Here is a 15,279-nt window from a genome sequence, read left to right on the forward strand (position 1 = left end):
CCTCCATGGAGAAGATGAATAACATGACTTACGCGCCTGTAACAGACGTACTTGGCGGCAAGCTAGCAGTAGACAGTGAAGTAACTGTTCGCGGCTGGATCCGTTCACGTCGTGATTCCAAAGCTGGAATCTCTTTCCTTGCCATTTACGACGGCTCTTGTTTCGACCCGATTCAGGCCGTGGTCCCTAATAATCTTAATAATTACGACGAAGAAGTGCTTAAGTTAACGACTGGCTGTTCTGTTGAAGTAACGGGCAAGATTGTTGAATCTCCAGCAAAAGGTCAAGACTTCGAACTTGCAGCCACTGACGTTAAAGTCGTTGGCTGGGTTGAAGATGCAGACACATACCCAATGGCTAAGACTCGCCACTCTATTGAGTACCTTCGTGAAGTAGCGCACCTTCGCCCACGCACTAACGTCATCGGCGCAGTCGCACGTGTACGTAACTGTCTATCTCAAGCGATTCACCGTTTCTACCACGAGCAAGGTTTCTTCTGGACTTCGGCTCCGCTTATCACTGCGTCTGATGCAGAAGGCGCAGGTGAAATGTTCCGCGTGTCTACGCTAGACATGGAAAACCTACCTCGCACTGAAGCGGGCAAAGTGGACTTCAACGAAGATTTCTTCGGTAAAGAGACGTTCCTAACCGTATCTGGCCAACTTAATGCTGAAGCTTACGCTTGTGCACTAAGCAAAGTTTACACGTTCGGTCCTACTTTCCGTGCTGAAAACTCAAATACCAGCCGCCACCTAGCGGAATTCTGGATGGTTGAACCTGAAATTGCTTTCGCAGACCTTGATGATGCTGCAAAACTGGCTGAAGACATGCTTAAATACGTGTTTGCTGCTGTTCTTGAAGAGCGTCGCGATGACCTTGAGTTCTTCGCTTCTCGCATCGACAAGCAAGCCATCACTCGTCTAGAGCAATTTGTTGACGCAGATTTCGCACAAGTTGACTACACTGACGCAATCCAAATCCTACTAGATTCTGGTAAGAAATTTGAGTTCGACGTTGAGTGGGGCATCGACATGTCTTCTGAACATGAGCGTTACCTAGCTGAAGAGCACTTCAAAGCGCCAGTTATCGTTAAAAACTACCCGAAAGACATCAAAGCTTTCTACATGCGCTTAAACGACGACGGCAAAACGGTTGCGGCAATGGATGTACTTGCACCAGGTATTGGTGAAATCATCGGTGGTGCACAACGTGAAGAGCGTCTAGATATTCTAGATGAGCGCATGATTGCTATGGGCATCGACCCTGAGCACATGAGCTGGTACCGCGATCTACGTAAATACGGCACAGTGCCTCACGCAGGTTTCGGACTTGGCTTTGAGCGTCTAGTGTCTTACGTAACAGGTATGGGCAACGTTCGTGACGTAATTCCATTCCCACGTACGCCACGCTCTGCTAACTTCTAAGCAGCGTTTAGGTATAATAATTAGGTCACTCTTAGGGTGGCCTTTTTTACGCCCGCTCACTCAAAGCTCTTGCCGCCCTCTTCCCTTATATACTGCTATTTCACCTTACATTTCTGCACCCTTACGTTTCATTTTCAATCCATCATTCGGCTTGGTTTCTTTCTTCGCCAGCACTATATTTAAAATAACAATACAGTAATTCAAATCAGCGATACGGCTGATAGGATAAAAGGTGTTAATGATGAGCAAATTTACTGAATCTGATATTCAATATCGAGGTGAGTCCAACGGTGTTCATAAATGGGAAGCTTCCAATGGCCAACCTTATTACTGGCACCCAGACTGGCTTCACGTGGCAGAAGATGAAATGGGACTTCACGCCAGAGCTAAGCTTAACGTTGAAGAAAGCGCAACCCCATCAAAAGCTCACGCGATTTCGGCTGTACTTCAACATTTGAATGATTGGGTTGAATCAAAACTTACTCAACATCCAGACATTGAAACTCAAGCGCACGAATCAGAAATCAATCTAAAAAAATAACAACCTCATTGTTCCCAAATGCCAAATTGGTGTTTGGGACTCCATTCTTACTCACGAGATTAGCAAACGTTTCCGCTTCAAAATTACAAAAAGAACGAATTAGCGCCATTTTCTGCTCCAAATCAAACTAATTTTTTGTTTTCTTCTTTAATCTGGTTGTCACGTATGGCCTACAGAGGTATAAATAGGCTGTTATCGTCACAAAATATGTTCACATTTGCCCCTTCAATTAACATGGATGAAGATTATGTTTGAAAAAGTTGTAGCTGCACCCGCTGACCCTATACTTGGCCTCACTGAAGAGTTTAAAAAAGACACTCGTGCAGAAAAAATTAACCTCGGCGTTGGTATCTACAAAAATGAGCAAGGCCAAACCCCTGTTCTTGCTACAGTAAAAAAAGCTGAAGCAGCATTGCTAGAAAATGAAAAAACAAAATCTTACCTGACGATTGAAGGCACAGCTGAGTATGGTTTAGCTGTACAAAAACTGCTATTCGGTGCTGATTCAGCGATAGTTAGCGAAAAATTGGCAAAAACCGCACAAGCTCCGGGTGGCACTGGCGCACTTCGCGTAGCTGGGGAGTTTATTAAACGCCAACTTAGCAGCGCTAAAATTTGGATAAGTAATCCAACATGGGCGAACCATAATGGCGTATTTGCTGCCGCTGGCATCGAAACAGCCCAATACAGCTACTACAACTCAGAAACAAAAGACAAAGACTTCGCAGGCATGGTGGCTGATTTAGAGCAAGCCGCTGTGGGCGATATTGTTTTGCTACATGGCTGCTGCCACAACCCAACTGGCATCGACCCTACTCCTGCCGAGTGGGAGCAATTAGCAAAACTGGTAGCGGACAAAGGTCTGATCCCATTATTCGACTTTGCATACCAAGGCTTTGCAAAAGGCGTTGAAGACGATGCTCAAGGCCTACGCACCTTTGCTAAATACAATAAAGAAATTCTCGTCGCGAGTTCATTTTCAAAGAACTTCGGTCTGTACAATGAGCGTGTAGGCGCCTTCACTCTTGTTGCCGCGTCTGAAGAAATCGCAACGACAGCCTTCTCACAAGTAAAAGGCATCATTCGCTCAATCTATTCTAACCCACCCGCTCACGGCGCTGCGGTTGTTACATACATTCTTAACGATGAAGCACTTCGTGCTGAATGGGAAAACGAAGTAGCGGAAATGCGTGATCGCATTCAAGAAATGCGTGGCCTGTTTGTTGAAACGCTAAAAGCAGAAGGCGTAGATGCGGACTTTAGCTTCATTGAGCGTCAAAATGGCATGTTCTCTTTCTCTGGGCTGTCTAAAGAGCAAGTAAACCGCCTAAAAGACGAGTTTGCAATTTACATTGTTGGCTCTGGCCGTATCAGCGTTGCTGGTATGACGAAATCTAACATGACACCATTGTGTAAAGGCATAGCGGCAGTTTTATAACCGTACTGCGATGCACAATTAAGCGTGAATTCGCCTGTCATTTAGCGTATTCACTAGCTTATTAATCAACGTGTTAGCGTTTGTGCTTGATAAAAATAAAGGTCAGCTTCGGCTGACCTTTTGTGTTTCTGCGTGTACTATTAACCCATCACGATTACATTTAGATAGTACGTAATTACATTTAAATAGTACTTAAGGCCGCACATGGACGCAGAACTCATAGAGATCCAACACTTTCTCGCCAGCTACCCTCCTTTTGATGAACTACCAGAAGAGACCATTTTGTATGCGTCTCAACATATTGAGATAGCCTACTATCGCCAAGATACGCCCATCATACATTTTGGTGATGAGATCAATGACCTCTATATGGTTAGAAGTGGCGTTGTAGAGGTTTACCGTCGTAAGGGCGAGCTGTACAACCGATTGGACGAAGGCGATCTCTTTGGGCAAATGGGTCTGCTGACAAATAATAAAGTCCGATTCCCAGCCAAAGCGGTCGAAGATACGCTCGTCTACTGCTTATCCGCTGAGGTATTTCAAGAGCTCTATGACAAATTTGATTCATTTGCCGACTTTGTTGAAGTTGAAGACAGAGTCAGGCTAAGACAAACTGTCTCCAACAATAGCAACACTAACGACCTCACCACATCAAAAGTCCGAACGCTACTCACTGGTGAACCTGCCACAATCGATCGGCATAGAACCATTCAAGAAGCGGCGAAGCAAATGGCCGACGAACAAGTGTCATCCCTGCTCATTCTCAATCCTGATATCACCGAAAACGATGAAGATGATTCCTCACCCATCGTTGGTATCATTACCGATAGAGACCTTTGTACGCGAGTGTTAGCTCAAAACCTAAGTCCACAAGATGAAGTGGCTTCCGTGATGTCTACCGACCTTATTTCACTCGATCACAACGCCTATGTGTACGAAGCCATGCTTATCATGCTGCGCTATAACGTCCATCATTTACCTGTTGTAAAAAACAAAATTCCTCTTGGTGTTATCGAAACATCCGATATCGTTCGCTACGAGTCTCAAAACTCACTCCTATTAGTAAGTAGTATTTTCCAGCAGCAGTCGGTTGAAGAGCTTAAGCAGCTGTCTGATCAAGTTCGCGATAGTTTCGTTCGCTTAGTCAATGAAGACGCCAACGCACACATGGTCGGCACGGCAATGTCAGTAATTGGCCGCAGTTTCAAACAGCGCATCATTGAGCTTGCTGAAGAAGAGTTAGGTCATGCCCCTATTCCTTATTGCTTCCTAGCACTTGGCTCCATGGGACGCGATGAACAACTCATGGTCACCGACCAAGACAATGCCATCATTCTTGACGACAGCTACGACGAAAAGAAACACGGCGCTTACTTTAAAGCCTTCTCGACCTTTATTTGTGATGCGCTTGCCGATTGTGGTTATACCTACTGCAGTGGTGACATCATGGCGACGAATCCGGAATGGCGCATGACGAGAAAAGAATGGGAAGCGTGCTTCTCAGATTGGATTGATGATCCAAACCCAAAAGCATTACTCAATGCGTCTATCTTTTTCGATTTGGATGGGGTTTACGGCAAGCTCAAATGGGCAGAGCAACTCAATAGCTTCATCGTCAGAAGAGCAAGAAGAAATAACCGCTTTTTGGCCTGCTTAGCGCGAAATGCGCTTAATCGTACTCCTCCATTAGGCTTTTTCAAAGATTTTGTGATGGAAAAAGATGGGCAACACAACAACTCCATCAACCTAAAACGTCGCGGTACAGCGCCACTGGCTGATTTAATTCGTGTCCATGCCCTAGCGGTTGGTTCTCGTTCTACCAACTCATTCGAGCGCTTAGACGACATCCACGACGCCGGCATATTGCCAAAAGGACGCGCTCGTGACTTGAAAGATGCCATGGAATTCATCTCAATGGTTCGTATCAGCCACCAAGCTATGGATGTTCAGATGGGCATCGCGCCAGACAACAACATTGAGCCAGAAAACTTGTCCGACTTTGAACGTCGCAACCTTAAAGATGCGTTCCAAGTCTTGAGTAATGGCCAGAATTTCCTAAAATTTCGCTATCAAGCTAACAACAATTTTAAATAGAGCCGTCTAAGTGGTGAGTGTGGATTATGATAAAAAAGCTATTTAGTGCGCCTAGTATACAGTGGCAAAGCAAGTTTAAAACGCTAGCGGGTCGCGCTCAGGATGAGCGTCTGCAGGCGTTTTACGCTAAAGGGTTGCCCAACAGCGATACACTGCTCAAAGACGTATCATTTGTTGCTCTAGATTTTGAAACGACAGGGTTAAACCCAGAGAAAGATGGCATCCTCTCAATTGGCCTTGTGCCTTTCACCACCTCAAGGATACGACTCAATGCCGCTAAGCACTGGACGGTAAGGCCTAAGGCCATCTTAGAAGAAGAGTCTGTGGTCATCCATGGTATTACTCATAATGACATCTTAGACGCACCAAAATTCAAAGATATCCTTGGCGATGTGTTGGATTCGCTGGCAGGACATATCATCGTGGTGCATTACAACCCAATTGAACGTGGTTTCTTTGATGATGCATTAAAGGGCATGATAGGTGAAGGCATCGAATTTCCGGTCATCGACACAATGCAAATTGAGTCTGTCTACCAAAAACGCGCCACAGCTGGTGTAATCAATATGTTGAAAGGTAAGCAAGCCGACTCGGTCCGTTTAGGGCAAACTCGCCGTCGTTACGGATTGCCTGACTACCCGCCCCATCATGCATTAACCGATGCGGTGGCGACTGCAGAACTGCTCCAAGCACAGCTTGCCTATCACTACGATGAAAATACCGTGCTTAACGATATCTGGATATAGACGCAGCAAACCTGACTATCCCGACTATCCCGCAATCTAACCTACCCTCTGATATCAGATGGTACACACAAAAAAGAAGGCTCTGATGAGCCTTCTTTTAGTTTTTAGATCTGAGTGTTACCTAACTAAATCTTGAATCGACCAATCTCACGACCTAGCTTCTGCGACAGCTCTGACAGCTCTACCGCTTGTTGAGCAGCTTCATGCGCTTCTTCGGCTAATTCATCGGAAACATCGCGGATACCCTGAGTATTACGAGTAATTTCAGAGGTCACCGACGCTTGCTCTTCTGCCGCTGTCGCGATTTGCGTTGCCATATCACTGATTTGCCCTACCGCCGACAAGATTTGAGTCAAGCTTACCGCTGCACTGTTGGCATCGTCTACACTGGTTTCAGCTAAGCCACGGCTATCATTCATAATACCAACCGCTTTGCCTGTTGTGGCTTGAAGTGTCTCGATGGTCTGCTGAATCTCTTGAGTCGATGCATGAGTACGTTGACTCAATACACGCACTTCATCAGCAACCACAGCGAACCCTCGACCTTGCTCGCCCGCTCGTGCGGCTTCAATTGCGGCATTCAGAGCCAACAAATTCGTCTGCTCGGCAATGCCTTGAATCGTAGATAAAATGGTGTTGATGCTACTACCATGGACTTCGAGCTCACGAATCACCGTGGTAGCAACATCCACTTCTTGAGCCAGATTTTGAATTGAGTTTTGTGTCGCAGATACTTGACCCGCTCCATGGTTACTCGCCTCTACGGCCTCAGAAGAGTTATTAGCGGTCATATCAGCGTTATTAGCAATTTCTTGAGTCGCCGCTGCCATCTCATTGATTGCCGTGGCGACCATATTGATTTCATCTTGCTGCGTTTGAATACGCTGGCTTCGGACGCGCGCGTGGCTCGCGGTATCTTTCGCTTGTTCTGACAAGGCGACCGATACATCGGTAAGCTTCATAATCGTTTCGTGCATGTAACTAACAAACGTGTTGAAGTTACGAGCTAACTGACCCACTTCATCGTTACTTCTTGGTTCTAAACGGCTAGTTAAGTCCCCTTCACCAGATGCAATCTCCGCTAGTGCTTTAGAGACTCGCGCTAAATCATTAATAAGAAAACTCACCATCCAAGAGGCTATCGCGGCAACAAAAATAACGATGACGACTGACGTGAGTATTAACTGCGTCAGCGCACTGTTCAGTTTTGCTAGCTCCGTTTGCTTATCTAACTCTACCGCCAGTACCCAATTAGTTTCTGGAACCTTTGTAAAGTACAGCATTTTCTCTATGCCCTGGATGGTCACTTCTGCCATCTCTCCACGAGAAGCTAACGCATTGATAGCAGAGCTCGTCAATGTTGGGCTGAGTTCCGTTGTTGATTTCAGCAACAATGAGGTTTTTTGGTGGGCCAAGAATGTATTGTTTGATAAGTCTATCAACATCGCGCTGGCATTATGGCCAACATTCAAACTAATCACGTCTTGCACTAATTGGTCAATCAGTACATCAGCACCAACGATACCAACTAAGCGACCATTTTTCTTCACTGGCTCCGCTATAGTTACAAGCAAAGCATTAGTAATGGCATCTTGGTATGCCTCGGTAATGATCTGTTCATTCGCCGACGCTGCATCTTGATACCACGGACGAGTTCTAGGGTCATAATCAGCTCGGTTACGCTCTGGATGAGAACGATACATCCCCCCTTCAGGAGTACCCAAGAATATGTCGTCAAAGCCCCCGGCGACACGTGCTTGTTTTAGGTAGGGAACTTTATCTTCTACTTCGGAGAATGGATTAAAAGCGGTCGCAATGTCCTTTCTCACTCCGATCCAATTTTCTATTCCTTCTACTGCCGCAAGCGATACGTTATTCGCACGACTCGAGATTGCATCATGCGTCTGTGTTGAAAGTTGTTGCGCAGACAAGATGGTTAATACCACTGCCATCAATAGTACAGCAGACAACATTGCTGTAATTAATTTTTGCTTTAGAGATAATTTCATAGGTTATTATTCTTTTAGTAACTTAATAGTTAATTAATCATGTTAGTCATGAAAAGTACTGCGGGCAGATAATATCCAAATTCCGATGCAAAATCGACCGTCAATATTTTGTCTGGCTTTTCATTTCCGCCAAAATTATGCCGATGTGAATCGCAACCAATCGAGTCACATTTTTTACCTCAGTTAGCCAAGCATTCTCTCGTTATCCCACTTTTAACACCCATGCTAAAACTTCACATTAAGCATATGATTTTATGATGCTATTTATCGGTAGCTGTTTATCACCTCGATATAGTGAACAGGCTGACCAAGTAAGAGCATAGGGGTCGTGTAATATAAGATTTCAGAAGCGGAACATGACAAATTAAATATCAGTTTATAAGAATAAATAGGAAAACTTAACGTAGAAGAACATCGATTAGATCAAAAAAAGAGCAGCCTTAGCTGCTCTTTTTACGTTATTTAGAATTTATACACATCAACATACATAGATGCTGTTCACTATGTGCGTTCTGTTTTCATACCCATAAGTAGACTCACACACATTGCCAGTAATATAAAGGTAAATGGCAACGCTGATGAAATAGCACCCGCTTGCAATGCTTGAATGGCTTCACTGCCACCAATCCACAATAACGCGACCGCAATAGCACCTTCCATAAAGGCCCAAAATACGCGTTGAATAACAGGTGCATCAATTTTACCACCAGCAGTAATGCTATCGATCACCAAAGAACCGGAATCCGAGGAAGTGATAAAGAACACCAGAACAAGGATCACGGCAATGACAGACAGTAGCGTGCCCATTGGTAGCGAATCAAACATTTCAAACATGGCGAGCGGCACATCACGCAATCCATTTGCACCCAGCGTACCCACTTGATTAACCACTTGGTCAATGGCAAGGCCGCCAAATACAGACATCCAAATAATCGTCACGGATGTCGGGACAATAAGTACAGCTGTAATGAACTGCCTTACTGTACGTCCTTTAGAAACGCGAGCAATAAACATACCAACGAATGGGGACCACGAAATCCACCAAGCCCAATAGAATACTGTCCAACCGTGCATCCATGCTTCATCATCTCGACCATGAGGATTACTCAATGGCACGATATTCTTCAAATACGCAAACAGGGTATCAGGAATCGATGCGAACGTTACTGCGTATCCAATTAAAGCGACTAAAGCCAAAAGAATAAAAGCAACGATCATGTTGATATTACTGATGACCTTAACACCACCATCAATACCACGTAATACCGAAACAACGGCAAGCAAAGTCACGACTGCGATAACGATCACTTGCAACGTCATACCCGATTCCACACCAAAGACATGATGGATACCGCTTGCTGCTTGCTGTGCACCTAAACCAAGAGAGGTCGCTAATCCAAATAAGGTCGCAAGAACGGCTAGGATATCAATGATATGTCCTGCCCATCCCCACGCTCTATCGCCCAAAATAGGATAGAAAACCGAGCGCATTGAAAGAGGCAAGCCTTTATTATACGTAAAGAACGCAAGAGATAAGGCGACAACACCGTAGATTGCCCATGGGTGTAAACCCCAGTGGAACATAGTGGCGCCCATCGCCAGCTCGCGAGCCTGTTCTGTGTTGGCAGCCACGCCTAACGGCGTTTCATAGAAGCCAGTAAAGTAAGCCACTGGCTCCGCGACACTCCAAAACATAAGACCAATGCCCATACCAGCGGCAAATAGCATCGCCAGCCAAGACATAAATGAATAATCTGCCGTAGCATCTTTGCCGCCTAAGCGTATTTTACCAAATGGAGAAACAATCAGACCCAAACAGAAGATGACAAAAATATTGCCCGCCCACATAAATAGCCAGTCGAACTTATTTATGATCTGCCATTTAATTCCATCCAACGCATTTTTCGCTGTCTCGGCATCGACAACCACAGCCAGCACTAGTAACAGCGCAATAAAACCTGCACTCCAGCCAAATACCGGGTTGTGCACGTCAAATCCCCATTTTTGGACATTATCTTGCCCAATTGTATAGTCAGTACTGTCAATACTGTACTTATCAATACCTTTTGTCATCGTTCCTCACCCTGACGAACTGCTATCCATCAAAATATTTTGTGTACTAAGTAATACCAAAAATCCGCATCACACAGACTGGGCTATCACTCAACTTTTAGTGCTACGAAAGTTTCAGTTTAGCAAAAAATGTCTGATTTATCATATAGTCTTTGCCATTAGCACGTTATCCATCGTCGACTACCGCAAAGTATAGACTATTTAGATGTCAAATTATTGATACTAAAATCGACCCTGTTAATCGCTAACTTACGAGCACAAAAAAGCCCACAATACTTTCCAGTAATATGGGCTTAATGCGTTATTATTCGGGCGTAGACAACGTTAGTTTTTCGCTATCGCATCTATTTGTAATACTGGCGCGGCATCGATGCCTTCCGCATTCATCATCGATGATATTCTTTGGATAGAAGACAACAACAAGGTTTGCTCCCACACCTCAAGACTTTGAAATTTTTGAACAAAGCTGTCTTGAAGTGGCAAAGGGGCGCTATCAAGCACTTCAGTGCCTTTTTCTGTTAACACTGCATGAACTTTTCGCTTGTCTTGATGACTTCGTTCACGTCTTACATAATCGTTCAGTTCTAGACGGTCGATAATAGTCGTCGCTGTCGCCTGACTAACATTGGTATAATTCGATAACTCACGAATGGTTACATTCCCTTTTTCCCTGATTGCCTTCATCAGCACCAGTTGCGGCCCAGTAAGTCCGCACTCTTTTTTTAATTTTTTCGAATGTAAATCGATGGCTCTTATTACTTGGCGTATCGCCACGAGCACTTCTTCGTGTTTTTCCAATTCTTTATTCCAAATTAGCGATTATCCGTTGATCCCTGCGTTGTAACACATTCATACCAATGATGCATCTCAATCACACCTATAAACCGATCGCGGCCACCATTGACTCATTATTAGTGTTTAAAAAGGTGCGCTTACGCGCTCCCTTGACAATGCACTGTAACCCTTGGTCGCACTTACGTTTACTGCGGTTATTTTACCGATAAAAACACAGAAAAAACAGCCTATTTCATTAGAGCTAAAACGGTTAGTGCTCTATACAGTTTGTCTATTCAATTTAGTCCAAAATGCGAGCAAAACAATGAATATCTTCCCATTTATAATTACTTTTGTTAGTATTCCGCCGAATTTTAGTTAGAGCTCTAAGTAGTATCAGAGGAATGATGAATAATACTAAGGACAAGTATAGTATTGAAAATACTGACTATACTGTTGGGCAAGACAATGTCCAAAAATGGGGGTTTGATGTTCACAACCCTGTCTTCGGCACCAGTGCAGCACTGATCGTACTGTTTCTCGTCGCCCTTCTCGTCGTAGACCCAGCCACTGCCAAAGCCACACTCGATGGCGCTAAATGGCAAATCATCGGCGCATTCGACAACTTATTTATGTGGGCTGGCAATATCTTCGTGATTTTTTGCCTAGGCCTCGTCTTATCCCCTTACGGGAAAATTCGCATTGGTGGTGCTAGCGCAAAACCTGACCATTCAACCCTATCTTGGATCGCGATGCTGTTTGCTGGCGGTATGGGTATTGGTTTGATGTTTTGGGGGGTAGCTGAGCCTGTTGCCTATTTCACAGGTTGGTATGAAACGCCACTAGGTGTTGAAGCTTATACTGAAGAAGCTCGTAAAGTAGCACTAGGCGCAACAATGTTCCACTGGGGTATTCACCCATGGTCCATGTACGCAGTTGTGGCACTTTCGATGGCCTTCTTTGCCTTTAATAAAGGTTTGCCTCTTTCAATGCGCTCAGTGTTCTATCCACTACTTGGTGATAGAACGTGGGGGTGGTTTGGTCACGTTATTGATGTCCTTGCTGTGTTAGCGACCCTATTTGGTCTCGCGACATCATTAGGTCTTGGGGCACAACAAGCGGCCAGTGGTATTGGGCATGTATTTGGGTTTGAAGCCGGTACTTCATTACAACTCGTCGTGATTGCCTTTGTGACTGCTCTAGCAATTTTTTCCGTTGTTCGTGGTATTGATGGGGGTGTAAAGCTACTGAGTAACACCAACATCTTGGTTGCTTTCGTGCTATTAATTGTTGTTATTGTGGTATCAATTGCGACGTTCTTCGGCTCACTAGGCACGACTATTGTCGGCTACGTAGAGAATATCATCCCACTGAGTAATCCTCACGGTCGTGAAGACGAAGCTTGGATGCACGGTTGGACCGTATTCTACTGGGCGTGGTGGATTTCATGGTCCCCATGTGTTGGCATGTTCATTGCGCGTGTTTCTAAAGGACGTACCGTACGTGAATTCCTGACAGCCGTTATTGTCATCCCGACAACCATCACTCTATTTTGGATGGCGGCGTTCGGTGGCATGGCAATCGACCAAGTGATCAACCAAGTCGGTGAGCTCGGCCAAAATGGATTGACCGATCTAACGTTGTCACTGTTCTATGCATACGAAGCACTACCGATGAGCACCATTTTGTCGGTTATCTCTATCATCTTGATTATGGTGTTCTTCATTACTTCGTCAGATTCAGCTTCACTGGTTATCGACAGCATCACTGCTGGCGGTAAAGTTGATGCACCAGTACCACAGCGTGTGTTCTGGGCAACTATTGAAGGTGCAATCGCTGCAGTATTACTATGGGTTGGTGGTACAGAGGCAATTCAAGCACTGCAAGCTGGCGCGATCTCAACCGCGTTGCCGTTTACGGTTATTCTGCTGGTTATGTGTGTCAGCCTATTGAAAGGCATGCGTACCGAGCTGCAAGTGCATCAACATAGCTACGCGTAACGCTATGATGTAGAACGTAAAGACCCGCTTTCGCGGGTCTTTTTTTGTCTAGCGTCACTGCTCATATCAATAGTGTTCACTCTCTGCCCTACCCCAAACCATGTTCCAGTGCGTATTTTGCCAATTCAGCTGTCGAATGTAAGTCCAACTTATGTTTAATGTTCTGCCGGTGCGTTTCTACCGTACGATAGGATATATTGAGCACCTGCGCTATTTTCTTGCTGCTACTCCCCTGTGCGACTAATTTCAACACTGACTCTTCTCGACGACTCAATGGGTTTGTCTTGCTCACGGCTGGTGACACCTCTTGCGAAAATAGCGTTTGTGTGACGGACTCACAAAAATAGGTAGAACCTTGTTTAACCGTTTTAATGGCTTGAACCATTTTTTCTGCAGAGATTTCCTTTAACATATAGCCCACCGCACCTGCCTGCATCACTTTCATAATATACTCACGGTTATCATGCATAGTAAGCATTAAGACCTTGGCTTCAGGGCGCTCTTCTTTTAGTAGCTGTGTTGCCTCTATGCCGTTCATAATTGGCATACTCACGTCCATTAGTACCACGTCAGGCTGATAAGATTTGACGACATCTATCGCCTCTAGCCCATTACTTGCCGTTGCAATCACCTCAATATCCGGCTCTCGCTCAAGTCGAGCGATGAAACCTTCCAAAACCACTTGATGATCATCCACTATCACCACTTTGATCGGTTCATCCATTATTCCGTTCCTTCTAGCTTCAGCAAGACTGTGATTTCTGTACCGGCTCCATAATCACTCAATAGTTCAAACTCGCCGCCAATAAACTCAACACGCTCTCTCATATTACGCAAACCGATGCCGCGCGCTGCCATTGCATTAGTCACATCAAAACCAATGCCATTATCACGGATCATTAATTGCAACACATTACCGAACTGTTTGAGAAACACGGTAACTTGCGTCGCATCGGCATGCTTTTCTATGTTGTTTAATGATTCTTGTACAACACGATACAAGGTCGTTGCTACCTCTGATTTAAGTTTAGATGCTTGTGTATCCAGCACCAGTTCTGTATTTGCATGAGAGTACGTTTTAAAATCTTGCAGCAAACTGGAAATTGCCGCTTCCAGTCCGATATCATCTAAGGCGCTGGGTCTAAGATGGTGAGAAATTCGCCTCACTTCAATAATCGCTTCTGACAAAGAAGACTGGGACTTACTCAAATGCCCTATGGAGCGAACATCAATATCCTTGGTATCCATCAACTCTAAGTGACACTTACTAGAAACCAACAATTGGTTTACCCCATCGTGTAATTCTCTGGCAAGGTGCTTTCTTTCATCCTCTTGAAACATCACTGTTTTGTGCGCTAGCTCCTTTAAGTTCTTATCCGCCAACTTATGCTCATGCCAATTCACAGCTAAGGTCAGTACAATAATGACGGCCACCGTCACCGAAAATATCGTCACAATAGAAAACATCGTGGTTTCTATATTTTTATCGATAGCAGCACGAAGAACAGCGACCTCTCTCGCCACGTCCTCAATATATAGCCCCGTGCCAATCATCCATTCCCATTTATCTAGCCAAGCCGCATAACTAAGCTTAGTCACGGTTTCACCAGTGGACGGTTTTTGCCATAAATACTGATGAAAACCTCCCCCAGCCTGAGCTTGGAACAGTAATGTCTCGATCAAATAGTTACCGTCTTGGTCTTGTAACTTGAGTAAATTCCGACCGACCAACTCTGGTTGTATCGGATGGACGAGGTTAGTCCCGGTTTTGTCGTAAGCAAAAAAATAGCCATCGGTCCCATAACGTAGCCTATCCAAAATTTCCCTTACCTGTGCTTTTGCTTCGGACTCTGACAGATCAGGATCATTGTAGGCGTATTCGATAGCATCAAAGGCTAATTCAACGCTGTCTTTCAGCGCTGATTCTTTTGAACGAATTAAGCTCTCGCGGAAAATCTCGATTTCTTTTTCGCCAAAGGATTTGGCTTGATGGAGGGCTATCCAACTCACGCTAGCCGTCAGAATAACTAACGGCAGCAACGTCAATAAGATAAGTTTGGCTTTGAGTGGCATAGAAGTCCCTTCTAACTACAGCCGCCTATAAAGGCAATGCATCCCTTAAGACACATTACCACGGCGGCTAAATAAATGAACTTCCTTACGCCACAACGGTAATTGGA

Annotated in this window: 11 protein-coding genes; 6 read left to right on the plus strand and 5 right to left on the minus strand. The window is 44.9% G+C overall.

Annotation, left to right across the window (positions count from 1 at the left end; genetic code table 11):
• Window positions 1-23: 23 nt before the first annotated feature.
• The 5 genes from asnS (at window position 24) to L4D74_RS16980 (ending at window position 6,243) form a co-directional block, all read left to right on the plus strand.
• Entirely contained in the window at window positions 24-1,424 is a 1,401-nt protein-coding gene (gene asnS / locus L4D74_RS16960; protein WP_428753588.1) for an asparagine--tRNA ligase, read from the plus strand.
• 241 nt (window positions 1,425-1,665) lie between these two features.
• Window positions 1,666-1,965, plus strand: a complete 300-nt coding sequence (locus L4D74_RS16965) for a hypothetical protein (RefSeq protein WP_428753590.1) — start codon at window positions 1,666-1,668, stop codon at window positions 1,963-1,965.
• Between the two features lie 247 nt (window positions 1,966-2,212).
• Window positions 2,213-3,403, plus strand: coding sequence for an amino acid aminotransferase (locus tag L4D74_RS16970; protein ID WP_428753481.1), 1,191 nt, complete (start codon window positions 2,213-2,215; stop codon window positions 3,401-3,403).
• A gap of 204 nt (window positions 3,404-3,607) precedes the next feature.
• The gene (locus L4D74_RS16975; RefSeq protein ID WP_428753482.1) at window positions 3,608-5,497 is read left to right on the plus strand and encodes a DUF294 nucleotidyltransferase-like domain-containing protein; all 1,890 of its coding nucleotides are present in this window, start codon (window positions 3,608-3,610) and stop codon (window positions 5,495-5,497) included.
• A gap of 29 nt (window positions 5,498-5,526) precedes the next feature.
• Complete coding sequence (locus L4D74_RS16980; protein WP_428753592.1) at window positions 5,527-6,243, plus strand: 3'-5' exonuclease; 717 nt, start codon at window positions 5,527-5,529, stop codon at window positions 6,241-6,243.
• A 125-nt stretch (window positions 6,244-6,368) separates the two neighbouring features.
• On the opposite strand, the gene L4D74_RS16985 is transcribed toward L4D74_RS16980, so the two are convergent.
• The 3 genes from L4D74_RS16985 to L4D74_RS16995 form a co-directional block, all read right to left on the minus strand.
• Complete coding sequence (locus tag L4D74_RS16985) at window positions 6,369-8,252, minus strand: methyl-accepting chemotaxis protein (RefSeq protein ID WP_428753484.1); 1,884 nt, start codon at window positions 8,250-8,252, stop codon at window positions 6,369-6,371.
• A 501-nt stretch (window positions 8,253-8,753) separates the two neighbouring features.
• The gene (locus L4D74_RS16990; protein WP_428753485.1) at window positions 8,754-10,325 is read right to left on the minus strand and encodes a BCCT family transporter; all 1,572 of its coding nucleotides are present in this window, start codon (window positions 10,323-10,325) and stop codon (window positions 8,754-8,756) included.
• 324 nt (window positions 10,326-10,649) lie between these two features.
• Entirely contained in the window at window positions 10,650-11,123 is a 474-nt protein-coding gene (locus L4D74_RS16995; RefSeq protein WP_428753487.1) for a MarR family winged helix-turn-helix transcriptional regulator, read from the minus strand.
• Window positions 11,124-11,506: 383 nt separating this feature from the next.
• Between L4D74_RS16995 and L4D74_RS17000 the strand changes: the two genes are divergently transcribed.
• Entirely contained in the window at window positions 11,507-13,099 is a 1,593-nt protein-coding gene (locus L4D74_RS17000) for a BCCT family transporter (protein WP_428753594.1), read from the plus strand.
• Between the two features lie 88 nt (window positions 13,100-13,187).
• Here the strand turns inward: L4D74_RS17000 and L4D74_RS17005 are convergent, their stop codons facing one another.
• The gene (locus L4D74_RS17005) at window positions 13,188-13,823 is read right to left on the minus strand and encodes a response regulator (protein WP_428753488.1); all 636 of its coding nucleotides are present in this window, start codon (window positions 13,821-13,823) and stop codon (window positions 13,188-13,190) included.
• On the minus strand, window positions 13,823-15,172 hold the full coding sequence (locus tag L4D74_RS17010; RefSeq protein ID WP_428753489.1) for a cache domain-containing protein: 1,350 nt from the start codon (window positions 15,170-15,172) through the stop codon (window positions 13,823-13,825). The genes L4D74_RS17005 and L4D74_RS17010 overlap by 1 nt, the downstream gene beginning before the upstream one ends.
• Window positions 15,173-15,279 lie beyond the last annotated feature (107 nt).

The organism is Vibrio cionasavignyae (assembly GCF_050337155.1).
Taxonomy (GTDB): domain Bacteria; phylum Pseudomonadota; class Gammaproteobacteria; order Enterobacterales; family Vibrionaceae; genus Vibrio; species Vibrio nomapromontoriensis.

Excerpts from the sequence above, each read along its gene's own strand:
- L4D74_RS16970 (WP_428753481.1), top strand. The coding sequence starts at position 2,213 with ATGTTTGAAAAAGTTGTAGCTGCACCCGCTGACCCTATACTTGGCCTC.
- L4D74_RS16985 (WP_428753484.1), bottom strand. The coding sequence starts at position 8,252 with ATGAAATTATCTCTAAAGCAAAAATTAATTACAGCAATGTTGTCTGCT.
- L4D74_RS16975 (WP_428753482.1), top strand. The coding sequence starts at position 3,608 with ATGGACGCAGAACTCATAGAGATCCAACACTTTCTCGCCAGCTACCCT.
- L4D74_RS16990 (WP_428753485.1), bottom strand. The coding sequence starts at position 10,325 with ATGACAAAAGGTATTGATAAGTACAGTATTGACAGTACTGACTATACA.
- L4D74_RS16965 (WP_428753590.1), top strand. The coding sequence starts at position 1,666 with ATGAGCAAATTTACTGAATCTGATATTCAATATCGAGGTGAGTCCAAC.
- L4D74_RS17010 (WP_428753489.1), bottom strand. The coding sequence starts at position 15,172 with ATGCCACTCAAAGCCAAACTTATCTTATTGACGTTGCTGCCGTTAGTT.
- asnS (WP_428753588.1), top strand. The coding sequence starts at position 24 with ATGACTTACGCGCCTGTAACAGACGTACTTGGCGGCAAGCTAGCAGTA.
- L4D74_RS17000 (WP_428753594.1), top strand. The coding sequence starts at position 11,507 with ATGAATAATACTAAGGACAAGTATAGTATTGAAAATACTGACTATACT.
- L4D74_RS17005 (WP_428753488.1), bottom strand. The coding sequence starts at position 13,823 with ATGGATGAACCGATCAAAGTGGTGATAGTGGATGATCATCAAGTGGTT.